Annotated in this window: 20 protein-coding genes; 19 read left to right on the plus strand and 1 reads right to left on the minus strand. The window is 38.4% G+C overall.

What is annotated here, in order from left to right; all coding sequences use genetic code 11:
* The first annotated feature begins 1 nt into the window (after nt 1).
* Both MHI46_RS08190 and MHI46_RS08195 read left to right on the plus strand, forming a co-directional pair.
* Nucleotides 2–787 (plus strand): ABC transporter permease, encoded by a 786-nt coding sequence (locus MHI46_RS08190; protein WP_251180750.1) that lies wholly within the window; start codon nt 2–4, stop codon nt 785–787.
* Between the two features lie 105 nt (nt 788–892).
* Complete coding sequence (locus tag MHI46_RS08195) at nt 893–1,612, plus strand: pentapeptide repeat-containing protein (protein WP_260775939.1); 720 nt, start codon at nt 893–895, stop codon at nt 1,610–1,612.
* Nucleotides 1,613–1,843: 231 nt separating this feature from the next.
* Here MHI46_RS08195 and MHI46_RS08200 read toward each other — a convergent pair whose 3' ends face one another.
* Nucleotides 1,844–1,969: a plantazolicin family TOMM peptide gene (locus MHI46_RS08200; protein ID WP_080701195.1), complete on the minus strand. Its 126-nt coding sequence runs from the start codon at nt 1,967–1,969 to the stop codon at nt 1,844–1,846.
* 430 nt (nt 1,970–2,399) lie between these two features.
* On the opposite strand from MHI46_RS08200, the gene MHI46_RS08205 reads away from it, so the two are divergent.
* The 17 genes from MHI46_RS08205 (at nt 2,400) to pnp (ending at nt 18,007) form a co-directional block, all read left to right on the plus strand.
* The gene (locus tag MHI46_RS08205) at nt 2,400–3,107 is read left to right on the plus strand and encodes a protein involved in maturation (RefSeq protein ID WP_039178624.1); all 708 of its coding nucleotides are present in this window, start codon (nt 2,400–2,402) and stop codon (nt 3,105–3,107) included.
* Between the two features lie 13 nt (nt 3,108–3,120).
* Nucleotides 3,121–4,101, plus strand: coding sequence for a TOMM precursor leader peptide-binding protein (locus tag MHI46_RS08210; protein ID WP_260775940.1), 981 nt, complete (start codon nt 3,121–3,123; stop codon nt 4,099–4,101).
* A 2-nt stretch (nt 4,102–4,103) separates the two neighbouring features.
* Complete coding sequence (locus MHI46_RS08215; RefSeq protein WP_260775941.1) at nt 4,104–5,450, plus strand: YcaO-like family protein; 1,347 nt, start codon at nt 4,104–4,106, stop codon at nt 5,448–5,450.
* Nucleotides 5,451–5,474: 24 nt separating this feature from the next.
* Nucleotides 5,475–6,284, plus strand: coding sequence for a SagB/ThcOx family dehydrogenase (locus MHI46_RS08220; protein ID WP_047202187.1), 810 nt, complete (start codon nt 5,475–5,477; stop codon nt 6,282–6,284).
* A 4-nt stretch (nt 6,285–6,288) separates the two neighbouring features.
* Complete coding sequence (locus MHI46_RS08225; RefSeq protein ID WP_260775942.1) at nt 6,289–6,963, plus strand: CPBP family intramembrane glutamic endopeptidase; 675 nt, start codon at nt 6,289–6,291, stop codon at nt 6,961–6,963.
* Nucleotides 6,964–6,988: 25 nt separating this feature from the next.
* A complete protein-coding gene (locus tag MHI46_RS08230) occupies nt 6,989–7,795 on the plus strand; it encodes a class I SAM-dependent methyltransferase (protein ID WP_126681821.1) in 807 nt (268 codons plus the stop codon).
* 522 nt (nt 7,796–8,317) lie between these two features.
* Nucleotides 8,318–8,791, plus strand: a complete 474-nt coding sequence (rimP, locus tag MHI46_RS08235; protein ID WP_003211398.1) for a ribosome maturation factor RimP — start codon at nt 8,318–8,320, stop codon at nt 8,789–8,791.
* 32 nt (nt 8,792–8,823) lie between these two features.
* Complete coding sequence (nusA, locus tag MHI46_RS08240; protein ID WP_024424140.1) at nt 8,824–9,939, plus strand: transcription termination factor NusA; 1,116 nt, start codon at nt 8,824–8,826, stop codon at nt 9,937–9,939.
* 15 nt (nt 9,940–9,954) lie between these two features.
* On the plus strand, nt 9,955–10,239 hold the full coding sequence (locus MHI46_RS08245) for a YlxR family protein (RefSeq protein WP_024424139.1): 285 nt from the start codon (nt 9,955–9,957) through the stop codon (nt 10,237–10,239).
* Entirely contained in the window at nt 10,232–10,534 is a 303-nt protein-coding gene (locus MHI46_RS08250; RefSeq protein WP_039178647.1) for a YlxQ family RNA-binding protein, read from the plus strand. The genes MHI46_RS08245 and MHI46_RS08250 overlap by 8 nt, the downstream gene beginning before the upstream one ends.
* Nucleotides 10,535–10,553: 19 nt before the next feature.
* Entirely contained in the window at nt 10,554–12,674 is a 2,121-nt protein-coding gene (infB, locus tag MHI46_RS08255; RefSeq protein WP_039178650.1) for a translation initiation factor IF-2, read from the plus strand.
* Nucleotides 12,671–12,949 (plus strand): DUF503 domain-containing protein, encoded by a 279-nt coding sequence (locus tag MHI46_RS08260; protein WP_024424137.1) that lies wholly within the window; start codon nt 12,671–12,673, stop codon nt 12,947–12,949. Before infB ends, MHI46_RS08260 begins: the two co-directional genes overlap by 4 nt.
* A 17-nt stretch (nt 12,950–12,966) precedes the next feature.
* Entirely contained in the window at nt 12,967–13,317 is a 351-nt protein-coding gene (gene rbfA, locus MHI46_RS08265; protein WP_073979499.1) for a 30S ribosome-binding factor RbfA, read from the plus strand.
* 68 nt (nt 13,318–13,385) lie between these two features.
* A complete protein-coding gene (gene truB / locus MHI46_RS08270) occupies nt 13,386–14,315 on the plus strand; it encodes a tRNA pseudouridine(55) synthase TruB (protein WP_039178656.1) in 930 nt (309 codons plus the stop codon).
* Nucleotides 14,316–14,332: 17 nt separating this feature from the next.
* A complete protein-coding gene (ribF, locus tag MHI46_RS08275) occupies nt 14,333–15,298 on the plus strand; it encodes a bifunctional riboflavin kinase/FAD synthetase (protein ID WP_144491215.1) in 966 nt (321 codons plus the stop codon).
* A 140-nt stretch (nt 15,299–15,438) separates the two neighbouring features.
* A complete protein-coding gene (gene rpsO, locus MHI46_RS08280; protein ID WP_008354438.1) occupies nt 15,439–15,708 on the plus strand; it encodes a 30S ribosomal protein S15 in 270 nt (89 codons plus the stop codon).
* A 181-nt stretch (nt 15,709–15,889) separates the two neighbouring features.
* Complete coding sequence (pnp, locus tag MHI46_RS08285; protein ID WP_024424134.1) at nt 15,890–18,007, plus strand: polyribonucleotide nucleotidyltransferase; 2,118 nt, start codon at nt 15,890–15,892, stop codon at nt 18,005–18,007.
* Nucleotides 18,008–18,064: the final 57 nt, after the last annotated feature.

Genomic DNA, 18,064 nt, shown 5'->3' on the forward strand with positions numbered 1-18,064 from the left:
GATGAAAGGGAATCAAATTAATATAACGGGAGTGATTTTTATGTGGCCACTAGTCCGCATCGAATCTATAAAACAGGTGAAAGACCGATCATTGTTGTTCTGGACCATTTTATTACCAGTTGCTTCAATTATTCTTTTAATAGAATTATTCACAACAGGTAGTTCTCAAGCGCAAAAAACATTGGTTGCTTCTCAATCAGTGACGGGGATGAGCGTGTTTTTCTCCACATTTGTCATTATTTCAATTGTCATTAGTTTTGTAAAAGATCGTGAGAAAGGGATTGTGGCAAGGCTAGCAAGTACTCCTTTACAGCCGCATGATTTTTTTCTTGGAAAGTGCGTTCCGTTTTTTATCATCATTTTATTTCAAGTTTTGCTGTTAACCATTTTAGGGGTTTATTTATATGGTATTGAAATAACACAATACAGCTCGTATTTCTTAGTAGTGGTTCTATTATCAATGCAAGTGACTTCATGGGGAGTTGCCATCGCCGCATTTGCTAAAACTGAGAATACAGGCTTAGTAATGACAAACATGATTGCTTTAGGGACAGCAGTTGCTTGTGGTTTATGGACTCCATTTGATCAATTACCTAGTTATCTCAAAATAATTGGTATGCTCTTCCCGCAGTATTGGGCACATCAAGGCTTAGTGCAATCTGTATCAACACTACCCGGGGGGGAGAATTTAATCTTAGTAACAGTAGTTCTTATAGGCTATACACTGTTAGGGTTTATTCTTTCGTTGGTTGGCTATAAAAAATATATAAAAAGAGCCAGAGGCTAGGCTCTAAAAATTTCAGTTAAATGTTTTATACCTAAACTTTAAATGTTGATTTTAAGGATTTAGCTAAATTTCAAGTATGCCGGCTGTAAAAAAAGGAGTGAGGCAATGTTAAGTGAAGAGTTAAAACTGTATGTTGAAAGTTGTTTTCGGCCATATAAAAAAGACAAAACATATGAAGAAAAGAAAAAAGAATTATTAGAGCTGCTTGGCAACATTAAATTAAAACTCGAAAATGATGGATTAAAAAAGGAAGAAGTTCAAGATATTCTTATTAAAAAGCTGAAATCAGGCGAAATAAGCATTGATGATCATACATTAGTAATTGATGATCATAACCGCGTTGAGCATGTGAAAAAAATATTTGTTAATGATGATTTAGATTGGTTAACATTTATAAATGTTAAATATAAGTTGTGTGATTTTAAGGGGCTATCGATTGTACAAAAAGTGATGAGTCATTCAGAGTTTAATGGGTGCTATCTGAAAAAAGTGAATTTTAGCGATTCTAAAATTTCCTCAGCAACCTTTGAAAAGAGTGATTTGACTCAATCTCATTTTGAACATTGTGAGATAACGAATTCCTCTTTATATGGCTGTCATTTACCCAACGTTAGTATTGATGAATCATCTTTAATAAATGTTTCATTTGAAAATTGTTATTTTAAAAATATTTCTTTTGAGAATTCTAAATTAATAAATGTGAATTTTAAATCATGTACGATTAAAAAATTAAATTTTATTGGAGTGACAATGGATAAAATGACTTATCATATTTTAGAAGGAGAAGGGGCAAATTTAAGTGGTGTGGAAGTAATCGATATGTAATACAGCAGGGGCTATTGAGAAAATCTCAATAGCCTTTTATTTTTGTTTTATTCACTATCTCTTGCTGCTCCATTAACATGATGTGAGAGTTTAAATGCAGGTTTTCGTTAAGCATAATAAATGTGGAAAATTTCTATTTTCAAATAAAAGATGCCCACACACCTAGCTAAGTCTGCTTCGCTAGGTGGCGAGCGATTTTTTCAATGATATGTCGAAAAAAACTAAAGTTGATTAGAAAGTTGAAGAACTTGAGATGATTGTTGTGCAAGTGCAGCGCGCAGCCATTGGTTCGAATAAATGTTGACCTTCCCCATGTACCTTAGCAGCCAAAGCAGTTGGGATTGTAATTTTAGTCATCTTTAGACCTCCTTATTTAAAATTTATCAACATAGATATGTAGTTGATATATTACATATGATGGTTCATAAGTCTTTATTTGTCAATGGATAAGTTTGAAAGTTTTATGTTTTCTGAAAAGTACGTTGATAAGACCAGGAGAGTGTGGTTTAATATGACTATGGAAAATAATACTATATTTAAAATTTTATGTATTTAAAGGATTTATATGGTCTCAATGTTGTTTTTTGTTTGAAGGGTGGCGTTTATTTGGGATAAATATTTTGGATATTTAGATATTAAGTTAAGTAAATGTGTGGAAATATTGAGATTACTAGTTATAAAGAACTCTAATTGAAGAATGAAATTTCTTTTATAAGTTGATTACCTTAGATTTCAACCTTTTTATTCCATTGGTGAGTCAAGAAAGAGAAAAGAGGGGGGGCTGTTTATGAGTATTCATTATGTCGGGATTAGAGAACCAATAAAAGCCTATTTAGAGAAGATGAAAGTTGAGTATGAAGACTATCCTGTTCAAATAATTGATTTGGGTGGAGCTGTTAGTTATGACAAAGAATACTTTATAAATAATACTGATTTTCAAACGGAAACGATTATTTTATCTAATAGAAGGCATACTGTCGAGGATGAACTAGGTTCTCTTGAAAGTGAATTATTGAAAATCTATCAGAATAGCATACTTTATAGGACATCACCGCTTGATATTAATATAGAACTTTATAGAGGATGGGCAGGTGCTACTGGTAAATTAATAACTGCATTTTCTCCCGAGGGAGTTAATTGGATCAATACAAAAGATGTTGTAAAGGCATGTTTGATCCCTAAACAGGATGTTAGGAATCGCGCTGGAAAGGCATATGATTTAACAGGACCAGAGTTAGTAAGTATGAGTAGGCTGAAGGATATTTTTGAAGAGGATTTAAACATGAAAATTGAATTGTATTGTAAAAGTAAAGAAGAGGTCATATCAATTTTGTCCCAGAACAATATGCCTTTAGACGTATTAGAATGGTTAGCCGAATTTCAAGAAGCTTCTTCTTCAAAACATTTACAGCCATTTACGAACACGCTGGAACAAATAATTGGTCACCCCCCAAATCGGGCACAATTATCTAAAATACAAATTAATTACTCTTAAGGAGGAATAATATATGTTTGTCAAAGACCAAGAAATGACGAGGTATAAATTAGCACCACACATTACGCTAGGTAAACTAGAAGACAGTTTGATTGGTTTAAAAGCGCAAACTATCACCAAAATTGAAGGTGACGGAATTATTGAATTTATTCAAGAAATTTCTGATTATCTTACGGAAGATAATGGGGTTTCAATTAAAGAGCTTAAGGAGAATTTCGAAGTAGAGAGTGATCAATTAAAACATGTCCTCGAATTTTTAGTTGCGAACGGAATGTGTGTTAAGACGGATATGACCTTTGATTTAACTGCGCTTTTGTCTTATGAAAGAGCCGGTGGACAAGTATTGGTTGAAGATATACTAGATCGTTTAAAAACAGGGATTGTTGAAGTTATTACGCGAGATCATAACCCAGTTGCTGCTGAATTCATTCGTTATTTGCAAGAGGCGGGGCTACAAGTAGTGCTTAAAGGAGAATTAAATAAGCAGCCAGATATCAGGGTTGCTATTGGCAACTCTCATTTAGACCCGATTTTTGAAGAAATAAATGATCTGGCATTAGAAGACCACATCCCTTGGTTAAGCATTGTACCATATGATGGACAGACATCTTGGGTAGGTCCATTTTTCTTGCCACATCAATCAGCTTGTTTACATTGCTATAACCTTCGAAAATCAGCAAACTTTTCTGACGAAGTATTACGATCAGACTTAATGAAAATAAAACCTATAAATCCTGAAAAGAAACCGGTTTATCATATGCCGATTAATTTAGTTCAAGTCGGAATTGCAAGTAATTTAATTTTAGAATGGCTCACACTAAAAGATTACGCACCAAGTGCAACACCAGGTGGATTTACAACAATTAATTTAGATGATAAAGGTGTTTCATGTAATCATCATCGTGTTTATCGAGTTCCTAGATGCCCAAAGTGTTCCCCAGCTGCAGATACAGGTTTTCCTCAAGTTTGGTTTCATGGTGAGGTGAATAATTAATTATGGCTAATCAATGGACAACGTTAGAAGAGTCATGGGAAATACTCGACCAATTGGCAGATCCTTATGTTGGGATAGTCCGTAGAGAGTATAGAAAACTCAGAGACGTTGATGATATATGGGGTCATTCATATGGAGCGCATGGTACAGACAGTAATATTTTATTCGGGGTCCCATCGAATTCTTATAATGGGGGAGGATCTGCTAATCCAGCTGCAGCCAGATTAGCAGCAATAGGTGAAACGGTGGAAAGATATAGTGCCGCTTATTTACCTTTAAACTCTGATGTTGTATGTTTTGGTACCCAAAAGGACTTAATCAAAGAAGGCAAATCAGTAATTGGTTTTGATAAGTGGGAGATGTATGCTGTCACTCAATATGAAGATCCGAATTTTCCTCATGATAGATGGAATGAAGATACAAAATTATGGTGGAGAAAAGGTCATATTGCTGAAAATAATGAAGAAGTTTGGACGCCTGCTCAATTAATTCATATTGCAAACTATACTGAGTGGCCAGGAGACCCTAATATTGGTCATGCAACTAGTAATGGACTAGCTTGCGGTATTACATATCAAGAAGCGGCAATCTCAGGTTTATTTGAAACAATTGAAAGAGATGCATTTATGCTTACTTGGTACAATAAGTTAAGTTTACCCAAGATTGATATTAATACTTCCCCTAGATTAAAACATTTCTATGAAAGATATATTAAACCTACTTCTCTTGATTTGCATTTAGTAGACATGAGCATTTTTTCTGGTGTTCCTACTATTTTGGCAGTAATAAGAAATCCTCATACAGATTTAGCTCCATTTGCTATTGGCGCTGCCTCGGCTCATTCAATTGAAAGAGCATGTGAGAAAGCTGCAATAGAGGGAATGTATACAAGAACTTGGGTGAAAACAGAACAACGATTAGGGAACGCCTTAGTGGATGTAGATTATCATCGTGATATTAACAGTTTTGAAGATCATATTAAACTCTATGCGGGAACAGCTATTGTGAAAGAAGCTGATTTTTTAACAGCGAGTGAGAAATTAGTGGACGTTAAAAACTATGCACCGTTTGATGATCGTTCTCCAGACATTTTATGGACTAACCTTGTCAGTCATTTATCAAACCAAGGATATCATGTGGTAACTTTTGATTTAACCAGCCCTGACATAAAAGATGCTGGTGCCTATGTCGTAAAATCAATTATTCCTGGATATAAACCGATTGACGTTCTTTATAGAGGTAGAATGTTGGGCGGAGAACGAATTTTAAAACATTCTTATCATTTAGGTTTAGTAGATAAACCTTTTAAGTTAGAAGAACTGAATCCAATTCCGCATCCATTTCCTTAATATCGTAGAAAGGTGATTAAATATATGAATAGTATTGAAAGACATGCTACTAATTTGGCTGATGTTGTGTATGGAAACGAAGCATTACGGTTTGATGATCCTTCTGAAAATTGGTTTGAGGCAACAAAAATCTATAGAGGCTCAATGGCATGGGACGCACCTGGTGTTGCAGGGCTGCTTCGATCTCAAACTTTGCAAAAGATTGCGACACATGCAAGTAAAAGGTTTGATGATCTACCTTTAATTTCACTACCTAAACCATTAAATACAAATATTTCTTTAGACGATGTCATTAAGGGACGAAGAAGTGCAGATTATTTTAGCGGGGGGAGTGTTTCATTAGAACAACTCTCAACAGTGTTACAGAAAAGTTATGGATTGGTAGAGCGTAAAGAAGGACCTAGACGCCCCATACCATCTGGCGGGGCACTCTATCCTCTAGATCTATTTATTGTAGCCAACAAAGTGGATTCTTTAGACAAAGGTGTTTATCATTTCGATCCGTATAGAAAAGGATTGACTAAAATGGGTGATTACTCTGAAAAAGAATTTGAAAAAATAATGCTACAAGAAGAATCCGTTCAAGATTTTGCATTTGCTGTAGTCATATCAGCTAATTTTTGGCGTTCTCGATTTAAGTATGGACATCGTTCTTATCGCTTCGTTTTTATGGAGGCAGGACATGTCATGCAAAATATGATTTTGCTATCTACTGCACAGAAGATTAATAGTCGACCATTCGGAGGGTTTATCGATGATGAGTTAATGGAACTGATTGGTGGATTTAATGGAGTAGATGATGCCCCAATTTATACATTGATTGCGGGTACTTAAATAGATGATTTCAATGGTAGCAGCTTTAGGGATCCTCATTCACTTTTTGGGTCCCTTAAGCTCAAAAATGGTTATCAAAATCAAGAGAGATAAACCAATATCCGAACGAAAGTTAGTAACATATATCACTCCTCAGAGAAGCTATGATGGATTCACGATTATTGGAGCTTCTATATGCTGTGGAGCATTTTCTCACGAGCTCTTAGCTGAAATTTCTCATAAACAAAATGTGTATGGTATTTTATTCTTCTTTTTATTAGGTATCCTATTACCGTCAGTTATATGGAAATTAAAAAAGAAAGTTGTTGCATTTAGAGGCAGATATGTTGTCAATGTTGATTCAATCTTTTTTCTTCCATTAACTGCTCTATCAGAAGAATTAATTTGGCGGTTCTTTCTTCCGTTATTATTACTAACAAATTTTGTGGAATCTGCAGCGGTATCTTTCTGTATCAGTTCAATAGGATTTATCTTGCTGCATATACCAATAGGCGGTGTTAAGTCTATTGCTTATATGTCGCTTTTTACATTAATCACAGTTATTTCATACTTAACATTCGGTATTTTAGCAGCGATAGCATTTCATATTTCACATAATCTGTTCATTCATTTTTTTCAACCTCGCAAAATAAAGAACTTCAAAACGAAACCTCCCGTATTATCTGAAACTGATTGGTGAGGCTTCAATAAAGGTGGTAAACCCTGTGATAATACAAGAAAAGATGAAAGAGCTTAAAGAAAAAAGAGCTCTGGCTCAGTCATGGTTTTTGGATCCAGAAAAAAGAAAAATAAGTTCAAATTATGATAATCGAGAAACACCATTTACTCGATGTCTATCAGCTGAAACTTTCATTTCTTATTATCAACTAATATTCAAAAAAACACCTGCTTCTATTTTAGATATAGGATGTGGACAAGGGCAAATGCTTGAGTATGTATCTAAGCAATTACCTCTAGCTGATTTGACTGGAATTGATTCATCTGAAGAAGCCATACATTGTGCAAAAAAATTAAATATAAAAGCTAATTTTATTTGTACGGATATCAAAAATTTTTCATCACATGCGAAAAGTTATGATGTGATTTTGATACATCTGTGTTTTGGTCTATTTGAAGATCCTTTAGCATTATTAGAACAGTTACTTCCTTATTTATCAAATGAATCGATTATTTATATAGTTGATTTAAATCGAGATAGTATAGAAAATGGATTGAGTTCAGTTCAGAACAAAGAAGAAGAGCTGTATTTATATGATCAATATCACGCCTCATTGACATTATCTGAGTTCGAGCAGTTACTCACCTATATGACCAAAACTAGAAAGGATATGACGTATAAGATTGGTACTTCTATAATTGGAGGATTTAGCCCATTTAGTATGGAATTTTTATCGTTAATAGGAAATGAAAATTTACAACAAACGTTAAGACAGGTTCCTGGTGCATATAACAGTTCAGCACAGAATGCGCCTTTACTTTTACATGCATGGCTTATTAAACAGTCTGGATAAATAACGCCATATAAACATGGTTTTTTCTTTCGCGTGGAGGTTATCCGTTCACTGCTATACTCTTTTCTTCTATATGAATAACCATTCTGTGTCATACAAAATGTTTTTTCGAAATAGAAATGACTTAGTGTAGATGCTACTTTCTTTCATAGGGAGCTCTGTTCTTCGCTCACTGCTTACAGCTACATTATGACCAGCCCCTTCTGTTCAGAGTGGTTTCCATTCATATATAAAGGAAGAGAGAGGTATTAATCGTAGTGAACATGCTGTAGTAACTGATGAACGAGTACCTATTATAAGGAGGAACTTCATTTGCATAAAAAAATTGGATATGGTATAGTTTTTATGGAAATGCTAACGATTACCGAGACAAGAGTGGGGAAACCCGCTCTTTTGTATTGAACAGGCAATTTTTGTCTCGACATTATTCATCCGTTTTCTGCTCCCCCTGCTCACATAAAGCAGGGTTTTTATGCAGAATGATTGATAAGAGCGTTTATCGAAAGCACAAGGAGGAAGAGAATGAGCAAAAAAGTAGTGGATGTCGTAAGCGAAATGGTGCAGCCAATTTTAGATGGCTTACAGCTTGAACTCGTTGATGTTGAATTTGTCAAAGAGGGTCAAAACTGGTTCCTTCGCGTGTTTATTGACTCTGATAAAGGTGTCGATATCGAAGAGTGTGCCAAAGTGAGCGAAGCCTTGAGCGAAAAGCTTGATGAGGCAGATCCGATTAGCCAAAACTACTTTCTTGAAGTGTCCTCTCCTGGAGCGGAGCGCCCATTAAAGAAAAAAGCTGATTTTGAAAAAGCACTTGGAAAAAATGTTTTCATGAAAACATATGAACCAATTGATGGTGAAAAAGCATTTGAAGGTGAGCTTACAAGCTTTGATGGTGAGATTGCAACAGTGACAGTGAAGATCAAGACAAGAAAGAAAGAGATCAATATTCCATACGAAAAAATAGCTAACGCAAGATTAGCAGTTTCGTTCAATTAACCTTTTCATTGATATAAGGGGGAACCATAAAAATGAGTAGTGAGTTGTTAGATGCCCTGACTGTTCTTGAGAAAGAGAAGGGTATTAGTAAAGAAATTATAATTGAAGCGATAGAAGCTGCACTCATTTCTGCATATAAGCGTAATTTTAATCAAGCACAAAATGTTCGTGTTGATTTAAACCGCGAAACGGGAACGATTCGTGTGTTCGCAAGAAAAGATGTTGTAGATGAAGTGTATGATTCTCGCCTTGAAATCTCTGTAGATGATGCAGCCAATATTAACCCGAATTACATGGTGGGTGACGTCGTTGAGATTGAAGTCACACCAAAAGACTTCGGGCGCATTGCAGCTCAGACAGCGAAACAAGTTGTGACGCAGCGAGTAAGAGAAGCAGAGCGTGGTGTGATCTACACTGAGTTTATCGACCGCGAGGAAGACATTATGACGGGAATCGTTCAGCGAATTGACAGTAAATTCATTTACGTGTCACTTGGCAAAATCGAAGCCCTTCTTCCTGTCAATGAACAAATGCCAAATGAAGAATACAAACCTCATGACCGCATTAAAGTGTTCATTACAAAAGTAGAAAAAACAACAAAAGGACCACAAATTTATGTGTCTAGAACACATCCAGGTCTTTTAAAGCGTTTATTTGAAATTGAAGTACCAGAAATTTATGATGGTACTGTAGAGCTTAAATCGGTTGCTAGAGAAGCTGGAGACCGTTCTAAAATATCTGTTCGTACAGATGATCCTGATGTTGATCCAGTTGGCTCCTGTGTTGGACCAAAAGGCCAGCGTGTACAAGCAATTGTCAATGAGCTAAAAGGCGAAAAAATTGACATTGTCCATTGGTCTAATGACCCGGTTGAATTTGTTGCCAATGCGCTGAGTCCATCAAAAGTACTTGATGTCATTGTGAATGAAGAAGACAAGGCGACAACAGTCATTGTCCCTGATTATCAGCTATCATTAGCGATTGGTAAAAGAGGTCAAAATGCTCGTCTTGCAGCGAAGCTGACCAGCTGGAAAATTGACATTAAAAGCGAAACAGATGCAAGGGAACTCGGTATTTTCCCAAGAACTGAAGACTCTGAATCTCTTTTCTTAGAGGCTGAACCAGTAGCTGAGGAATCTGACGAATAAGAGGTGATATAAAAGGTGAAAAGCCGAAAAAAAATCCCGCTTAGAAAATGCGTCGTGACGGGAGAAATGAAACCAAAGAAAGAACTGATCCGTGTTGTTCGTTCGAAAGAAGGAGAAGTGTCTGTTGACGCTACCGGAAAAATGAACGGACGCGGGGCTTACCTTTCTCTCGATAAAGAAACCATTCTTGCGGCAAAGAACAAACGCAGTTTACAGCAGCAATTTCAGACACAGATTGACGAACACATATTTGAAGAATTACTAGAACTAGCTGAAAAGGTGAAAAAACCTAATGAATGAATCTGAATGGTATCCTTTGCTTGGTCTAGCAAATCGAGCTCGTAAAGTCGTGTCAGGAGAAGATCTGGTGATCAAAGAAATTAGACATGCGCGTGCTAAGCTGGTTCTTCTTGCAGCAGATGCCTCACCTAACACAGAAAAAAAGGTATCTGACAAATGCAAATTTTATAATGTTCCGGTTAGAAAAGTTGAAGACCGTTCCGTTCTCGGACGTTCTATCGGGAAAGAAGCTCGCGTAGTTGTCGCTGTCACTGACCAAGGCTTCGCTAAGAAGCTCATAAGCTTGCTCGATTAATTTATTTGGGGGTGAACGAATGGCTAAAGTGAGAGTATATGAATACGCAAAAGCCATAGATGTTTCAAGTAAAGATATTATAGCAGCGCTTAAGGATATGAACGTGGAAGTGAACAACCACATGGCGACGCTTGAAGACGACACTGTGAAAAAGCTAGACGCTATCTATAAAAAAGCCAAAGCAAAAGAGACAACTAACGAGAAACCCGCAGAACAAAAAAAACAATCATCTAACAAAAACAATGATAGAAAGAAGAATGACGTGCAGAATAATCAATTTAATAAAAACAAAAAAAACAACAACCAAAATAAAAACAAAAATAAACGTGGTGGAAATAACAAACCGCAGCATCAGCAAGCTAGACCTGTGAAGCCTAAAAAAGAGCTTCCTGAAAAAATTGAATTTACAAATTCAATGACCGTCGGCCAGCTGGCTGATGAGCTTGGAAAAGAAACAGCTGAAATCATCAAAAAGCTGATGATGCTTGGTGTTATGGCAACGATCAACCAAGAACTTGACAAAGATACAGTTGAATTAATCGCTTCTGAATATGGTGTTCCAGTAGAGGAAGTCATTATTTTAGAAGAAACTGAACTTGAAAAGTATGAAGTTGAAGATAAAGAAGAAGATATGCAAGTACGCCCTCCAGTTGTAACGATCATGGGACACGTTGACCACGGGAAAACAACTCTTCTTGACAGCATTCGTAAGACAAAAGTCGTCGAAGGCGAAGCAGGTGGAATTACGCAGCATATCGGTGCATACCAAATCGAAGAAAACGGCAAAAAAATTACGTTCCTTGATACACCTGGACACGCAGCATTTACAACGATGCGTGCACGTGGTGCCGAAGTAACCGATACGACAATTCTGGTTGTTGCAGCAGATGATGGTGTCATGCCGCAAACAATTGAAGCGATTAACCATGCGAAAGCGGCAGAAGTGCCAATCATTGTCGCTGTCAATAAAATTGACAAACCAACAGCAAACCCTGACCGCGTGATGCAGGAATTAACTGAGCATGGTCTTGTACCAGAAGCTTGGGGCGGGGAAACGATCTTCGTGCCACTATCTGCAAAAACAGGTGAAGGCATTGACGAATTGATCGAAATGATCCTTCTTGTCAGCGAAGTAGCAGAATTGAAAGCCAACCCAAATCGTGCGGCAAAAGGGACTGTTATCGAGGCTGAGCTTGATAAAGGAAGAGGTTCTGTTGCAACCCTTCTTGTTCAAACAGGTACCCTTCAAGTAGGTGACCCAATCGTTGTCGGAAATACATTTGGCCGTGTACGTGCAATGGTCAATGATATCGGCCGCCGCGTGAAAACAGCAGGACCATCTACACCTGTTGAAATCACTGGTTTAAACGATGTACCGAATGCAGGGGATCAGTTCCTCGTATTCAAAGATGAAAAAACAGCTCGTCAAGTTGGTGAGGCGCGTGCTTCTAAACAGCTGGACGAACAGCGTTCAGACAAAGCAAAATTATCTCTAGACGACCTATTTGAGCAAATCAAACAAGGTGACGTAAAAGATATCAACTTGATCGTGAAAGCAGACGTACAAGGCTCTGCTGAAGCATTAACGGCAGCTCTACAAAAAATTGAAGTCGAAGGCGTAAAAGTGAAAATCATCCATACGGGTGTTGGAGCGATTACAGAATCAGACATCATTTTAGCAAGTGCTTCTAATGCCATCGTAATCGGCTTTAACGTACGCCCTGATGGAAATGCGAAGAGCACAGCTGAAACAGAAAACGTAGATATCCGCTTGCACCGCATTATCTATAAAGTCATCGATGAAATTGAAGCTGCGATGAAAGGGATGCTTGACCCTGAATATGAAGAAAAAGTCATCGGTCAAGTTGAAGTTCGTCAAACGTTTAAAGTATCTAAAATCGGTACAATTGCTGGCGGCTATGTGACTGAAGGAACGATTACAAGAGATAGCGGAATCCGCTTAATCCGTGACGGCGTCGTTATTTTCGAAGGCGAAGTTGACGTATTAAAACGATTTAAAGATGATGTGAAAGAAGTTTCACAAGGCTATGAATGTGGTATTACCATTAAGAAATACAATGATATCCGTGAAGGTGATGTTATGGAATCATTCGTTATGCAAGAAATCGAAAGAAAATGATCGGTTATACCGAATGTGAGTGCATGATCTATGATGCATCCTCACTGAAGGAAAAACGTGCGGTTCTTCAGCGTATATTGACAAGAACGCGTCATAAATTCAATGTAACCATTGCTGAAATGGATTACCAGGATACATGGCAGCGTACATCAATTGGAATCGCCGTGATTTCCTCATCTCGGGTTCAAGTGGAAAAGGAACTTCAGCGTGTATTAAGCTTTATCGATTCTTTTCCAGAAATTGAACGAACGATCACGAAAACTGAGTGGTTTTAATTAGAGGTGATAAGATCATGAGTATGAGAGCAACCCGTGTGGGTGAGCAAATGAAAAAAGAATTGGGCGACATTCTAGGCAGAAAGCTAAAAGATCCAAGAATCGGCTTTTTGACTGTAACCGATGTCGAAGTATCCGGTGATTTGCAAATTGCCAAAGTCTACATTTCTGTTCTTGGCGACGAGAAGAAAAGAGAGGAAACCTTAAAAGGCCTTGCAAAGGCTAAAGGGTACATCCGCTCTGAAATTGGCAATCGAATCAGACTTCGCAAAACACCAGAACTTCATTTTGAATTCGACGAATCCGTAGATTACGGAAACAGAATTGAAAGCCTGATTGCTGAATTAAACACAAAAGATCTAGAATAAGACGTTGAAATAAGGATAGGCGATGATCGTCTGTCCTTTTTCATCGTTTATGAAAGGAGAGAACGCAGATGATAAATGGTGTTCTTTTATTACATAAAGAAAGAGGTATGACCTCCCACGACTGTGTGTTTAAGGTAAGAAAAATTTTGCACACAAAAAAAGTCGGACATACAGGCACCCTCGACCCAGAGGTTTCAGGTGTTCTGCCTATTTGTATCGGAAGAGCAACGAAGATTGTAGAATACTTAACAGATAAATCGAAAACATATGATGCAGAAATCACGATTGGTTTTTCTACAACAACAGAAGACCAAACAGGTGAGATCGTAGAAGAAAAAAAAGTGGAAAAACCGATCTCAGAAAAAGACATTGATGCGGCGCTGAAGCAGTTTGAAGGAACCATTGAACAAATTCCTCCCATGTTTTCTGCTGTGAAAATTGGCGGGAAAAAGCTCTATGAATATGCTAGAGAAGGCATTGAAATTGAGCGGCCGGCCCGTGAAATTACTATTCATCGTATCGAGCGGACTACACCTGTCACATATGAGGATGGCAGCGTGTCATTTAGATTCACCGTACTATGCTCAAAGGGAACATATGTGAGAACATTAGCGGTTGATATCGGGAAGAAACTAGGGTTTCCAGCCCACATGTCACACCTCATTCGCACAGGGTCTGGTGATTTTACACTTGATGAATGTATCACGCTGGATGAGCTGCGAGAGATAAGCGAGGAAGGAACTGTAGATGAGCACCTTGTTCCGATCGAGCGTGCGCTCAATCATTTGCCGAAATGGGAGATAAATGATACATTAGCAAGTAAAGTGGAAAACGGTGCAGTCCTGCCAATGCCTGATGAATTTGCTCATTTCGCAGAGGAGGATCGTGTCGCTGTTTTTGCTCCTTCAGGTCGTTGTCTGGCGATATATATGAAGCACCCGACCAAACCGAACCTGATGAAGCCGGCGAAGATCTTATCTCAGGACAAGCAATCTTAAAGAAAAGGTGACATCTCGTGAAGACTATACATATTTCACACCCACATACATTGAATCAAAAGGATCAAGTCCCATCTGTCATGGCTTTAGGGTACTTTGACGGTGTTCACCTCGGGCATCAAAAAGTCATTGACGAAGCGAAAAGTATTGCGAAAAAAGAAGGATTGGCCTTAGCGGTCATGACCTTTCATCCGCATCCTTCACATGTTTTGCAAAAGGCACGGGAACCAAAAGACTTAATTACACCACTTGAGGACAAAATTGATTTTATCGAACAGCTGGGCGCTGACTATTTATACATCGTACAATTCAGCGAGAGCTTTGCAGCTCTATCTCCTCAAGAGTTTGTGGATCAATATTTGGATGAATTGAATGTGAAGCGCGCAGTAGCGGGGTTTGATTTTACGTTTGGACGTTTTGGTGCAGGCACAATGGAAACGTTTGATGAATATGGAAAAGGCCGTATCACGGCAACCATCGTCCCTAAGCTGTCTAATCAAGACCGAAAAGTCAGCTCCACTCTCATCCGTTCCGCATTAAAAAATGGGGATGTTGAATATGTGAGCGAGCTTTTAGGAAAACCTTATCAGCTTCGCGGCATTGTCATCCATGGAGACAAACGCGGACGGACGATCGGATTTCCGACAGCTAATGTCGGCTTATCTGCTGAATACATTATTCCGCCAACAGGGGTATATGCTGTAAGAGCAGAAGTGAAAGGCAAAGTATATGACGGCGTTTGTAATGTTGGGTATAAACCAACATTTTATGAAAAACGTCCTGATCAGCCTGCCATTGAAGTAAACCTCTTTGATTTCAACGAAGAAATATATGGCCAGCCGATTAAATTACAATGGTTCAAGCGCATTCGCAGTGAACGTAAATTTAACGGAATTCAGGAGCTGACGGCTCAAATTAGTCAAGATAAAGAAGAAGCGATTCAGTTTTTTCAAGATCAACACAAGCAAACAAAAAAAATATAGAAAAACTGCTCTACCATTTGCAAATTTAGCATATTTTTAGTATGATAATTCCTGTAGCTTTAAAACCACTTACTTGGCAGGCCGACTTCACCGACGGTTGCGAGGTAGATGGGGCTAACATGATTTGGAGGTGAAACAGGATGGCAATTACTCAAGAGCGTAAAACGCAATTAATTAATGAGTTCAAAACACACGAATCTGATACTGGATCTCCAGAAGTTCAGATCGCTGTCCTAACAGAATCAATTAACAACTTGAACGAGCATTTACGTACTCATAAGAAAGATCACCACTCACGTCGCGGTCTTTTGAAAATGGTAGGTAGACGTCGTAATCTTCTTACGTATCTACGTAATAAAGACGTAACTCGTTACCGTGAGTTAATTAACAAACTAGGCTTACGTCGATAATCGTAAAAAGCGGGAGGATTCCCGCTTTTTTATCGTATAATCACTAATATTTTATGGTTAAAATGTTGAAAGAATGGCAAAAACCCTTCTACATACAGCTTTCACATTGATATGTGAAAATCATTTTGTTCATAATAAGAACTAACTAAAACTTTACGATAAGAGAGGAGTTTATCTCAGAATGGGACAAGAGAAACATGTCTTCACCATAGACTGGGCTGGACGTCAACTGACAGTTGAAACTGGCCAGCTTGCAAAGCAAGCAAACGGAGCGGTCCTCGTACGCTACGGAGATACGGCTGTGCTTAGCTCAGCAACAGCTTCTAAAGAACCAAAACCACTTGATTTCTTCCCGCTCACTGTGAACTACGAAGAAAGACTATACGCAGTAGGTAAAATTCCTGGCGGCTTCATTAAAAGAGAAGGCCGTCCAAGTGAAAAGGCGATCCTTGCAAGCCGCTTAATTGACAGACCAATTCGTCCGCTGTTTGCAGATGGATTTAGAAACGAAGTACAAGTTATTAGTATCGTCATGAGTGTGGATCAAGATTGCTCATCTGAAATGGCTGCAATGTTTGGCTCATCTTTAGCTTTATGTGTGTCTGACATTCCATTTGAGGGACCAATCGCCGGCGTTACAGTAGGACGAGTGGATGGAAAGCTCATCATTAACCCAAATGTGGAGCAGCTTGAACAAAGTGACATCAATCTTGTGGTTGCTGGAACAAAAGATGCGATCAACATGGTAGAAGCTGGTGCTGATGAAGTACCGGAAGAAACAATGCTTGAAGCGATCATGTACGGTCACCAAGAAATCAAACGCTTAATCGAATTCCAAGAAGAAATTGTGAAGGCAGTCGGTAAAGAAAAAATCGATATTCCTTTATATGAAGTAGATCAAACGTTAGCAGACGAAGTAAAAGCCCTTGCTGAAGCAGACCTGCTGAAAGCGATTCAAGTACATGAGAAGCATGCGCGTGAGGATGCAATCAGTGCTGTGAAAAAAGCTGTAGTCGAAAAGTTTGAAGCAGAAGAACGTGACGAAGCAACGATTAAACAAGCGAAAGATGTATTAAATAAGCTTGTCAAAAACGAAGTTCGCCGTCTGATCACTGAAGAGAAAGTACGTCCAGATGGACGCGGTGTAGATCAAATCCGCCCACTTTCTTCAGAAGTAGGACTCCTGCCAAGAACGCACGGTTCAGGCTTATTTACAAGAGGACAAACACAGGCGCTTAGTATTTGTACATTAGGTGCACTTGGCGATGTGCAAATTCTTGATGGTCTAGGTGTTGAAGAATCAAAACGCTTCATGCATCATTACAATTTCCCGCAGTTCAGTGTTGGTGAGACAGGCCCAATGCGTGGTCCAGGCCGCCGTGAGATCGGACATGGCGCACTAGGTGAACGTGCACTAGAACCGGTGATTCCATCCGAAAAAGATTTCCCTTATACGGTTCGCCTTGTTTCAGAGGTATTAGAATCAAACGGGTCTACATCACAAGCAAGTATTTGCGCAAGCACACTTGCGATGATGGATGCGGGTGTTCCAATTAAAGCACCAGTTGCAGGGATTGCAATGGGACTTGTGAAATCAGGGGAATACTACACAGTGCTGACAGACATTCAAGGAATGGAAGATGCACTTGGAGATATGGACTTTAAAGTTGCAGGTACATCAAAAGGTGTCACAGCACTTCAAATGGACATCAAAATTGATGGTCTATCAAAAGACATCTTAGAAGAGGCTCTTCAACAAGCGAAAAAAGGAAGAATGGAAATCCTAGACAGCATGTTGTCAACGATTCCTGCTTCTAGAGGAGAATTGTCTCGTTATGCACCAAAAATCTTAACGATGACAATCAATCCGGATAAAATTCGCGATGTCATTGGACCAAGCGGTAAACAAATCAATAAAATCATTGAAGATACCGGTGTAAAAATCGATATTGAACAAGATGGTACAATCTTTATTTCTTCTACAGAAGAAGATATGAACCAAAAAGCGAAGAAAATCATTGAAGATCTTGTGAGAGAAGTTGAAGTAGGACAGCTTTACCTAGGTAAAGTCAAACGCATTGAAAAATTCGGTGCCTTCCTTGAAATCTTCAGCGGAAAAGATGGACTTGTTCATATTTCTGAGCTTGCGCTTGAGCGTGTGGGCAAAGTAGAAGATGTTGTGAAACTTGGCGATGAATTACTTGTCAAAGTCACTGAAATCGATAAACAAGGCCGTGTGAACCTTTCTCGGAAAGCTGTTTTACGTGAAGAAAAGGAAAAAGAAGAAAAGCAGTCTTAATGAGATCAAATAAATTGTGTTAGAAGCCAGGTATCCGTGCCAGGCTTCTTTCTTTTC

This window comes from Bacillus sp. FSL K6-1000, from assembly GCF_038630785.1.
GTDB classification, from domain to species: domain Bacteria; phylum Bacillota; class Bacilli; order Bacillales; family Bacillaceae; genus Bacillus; species Bacillus safensis.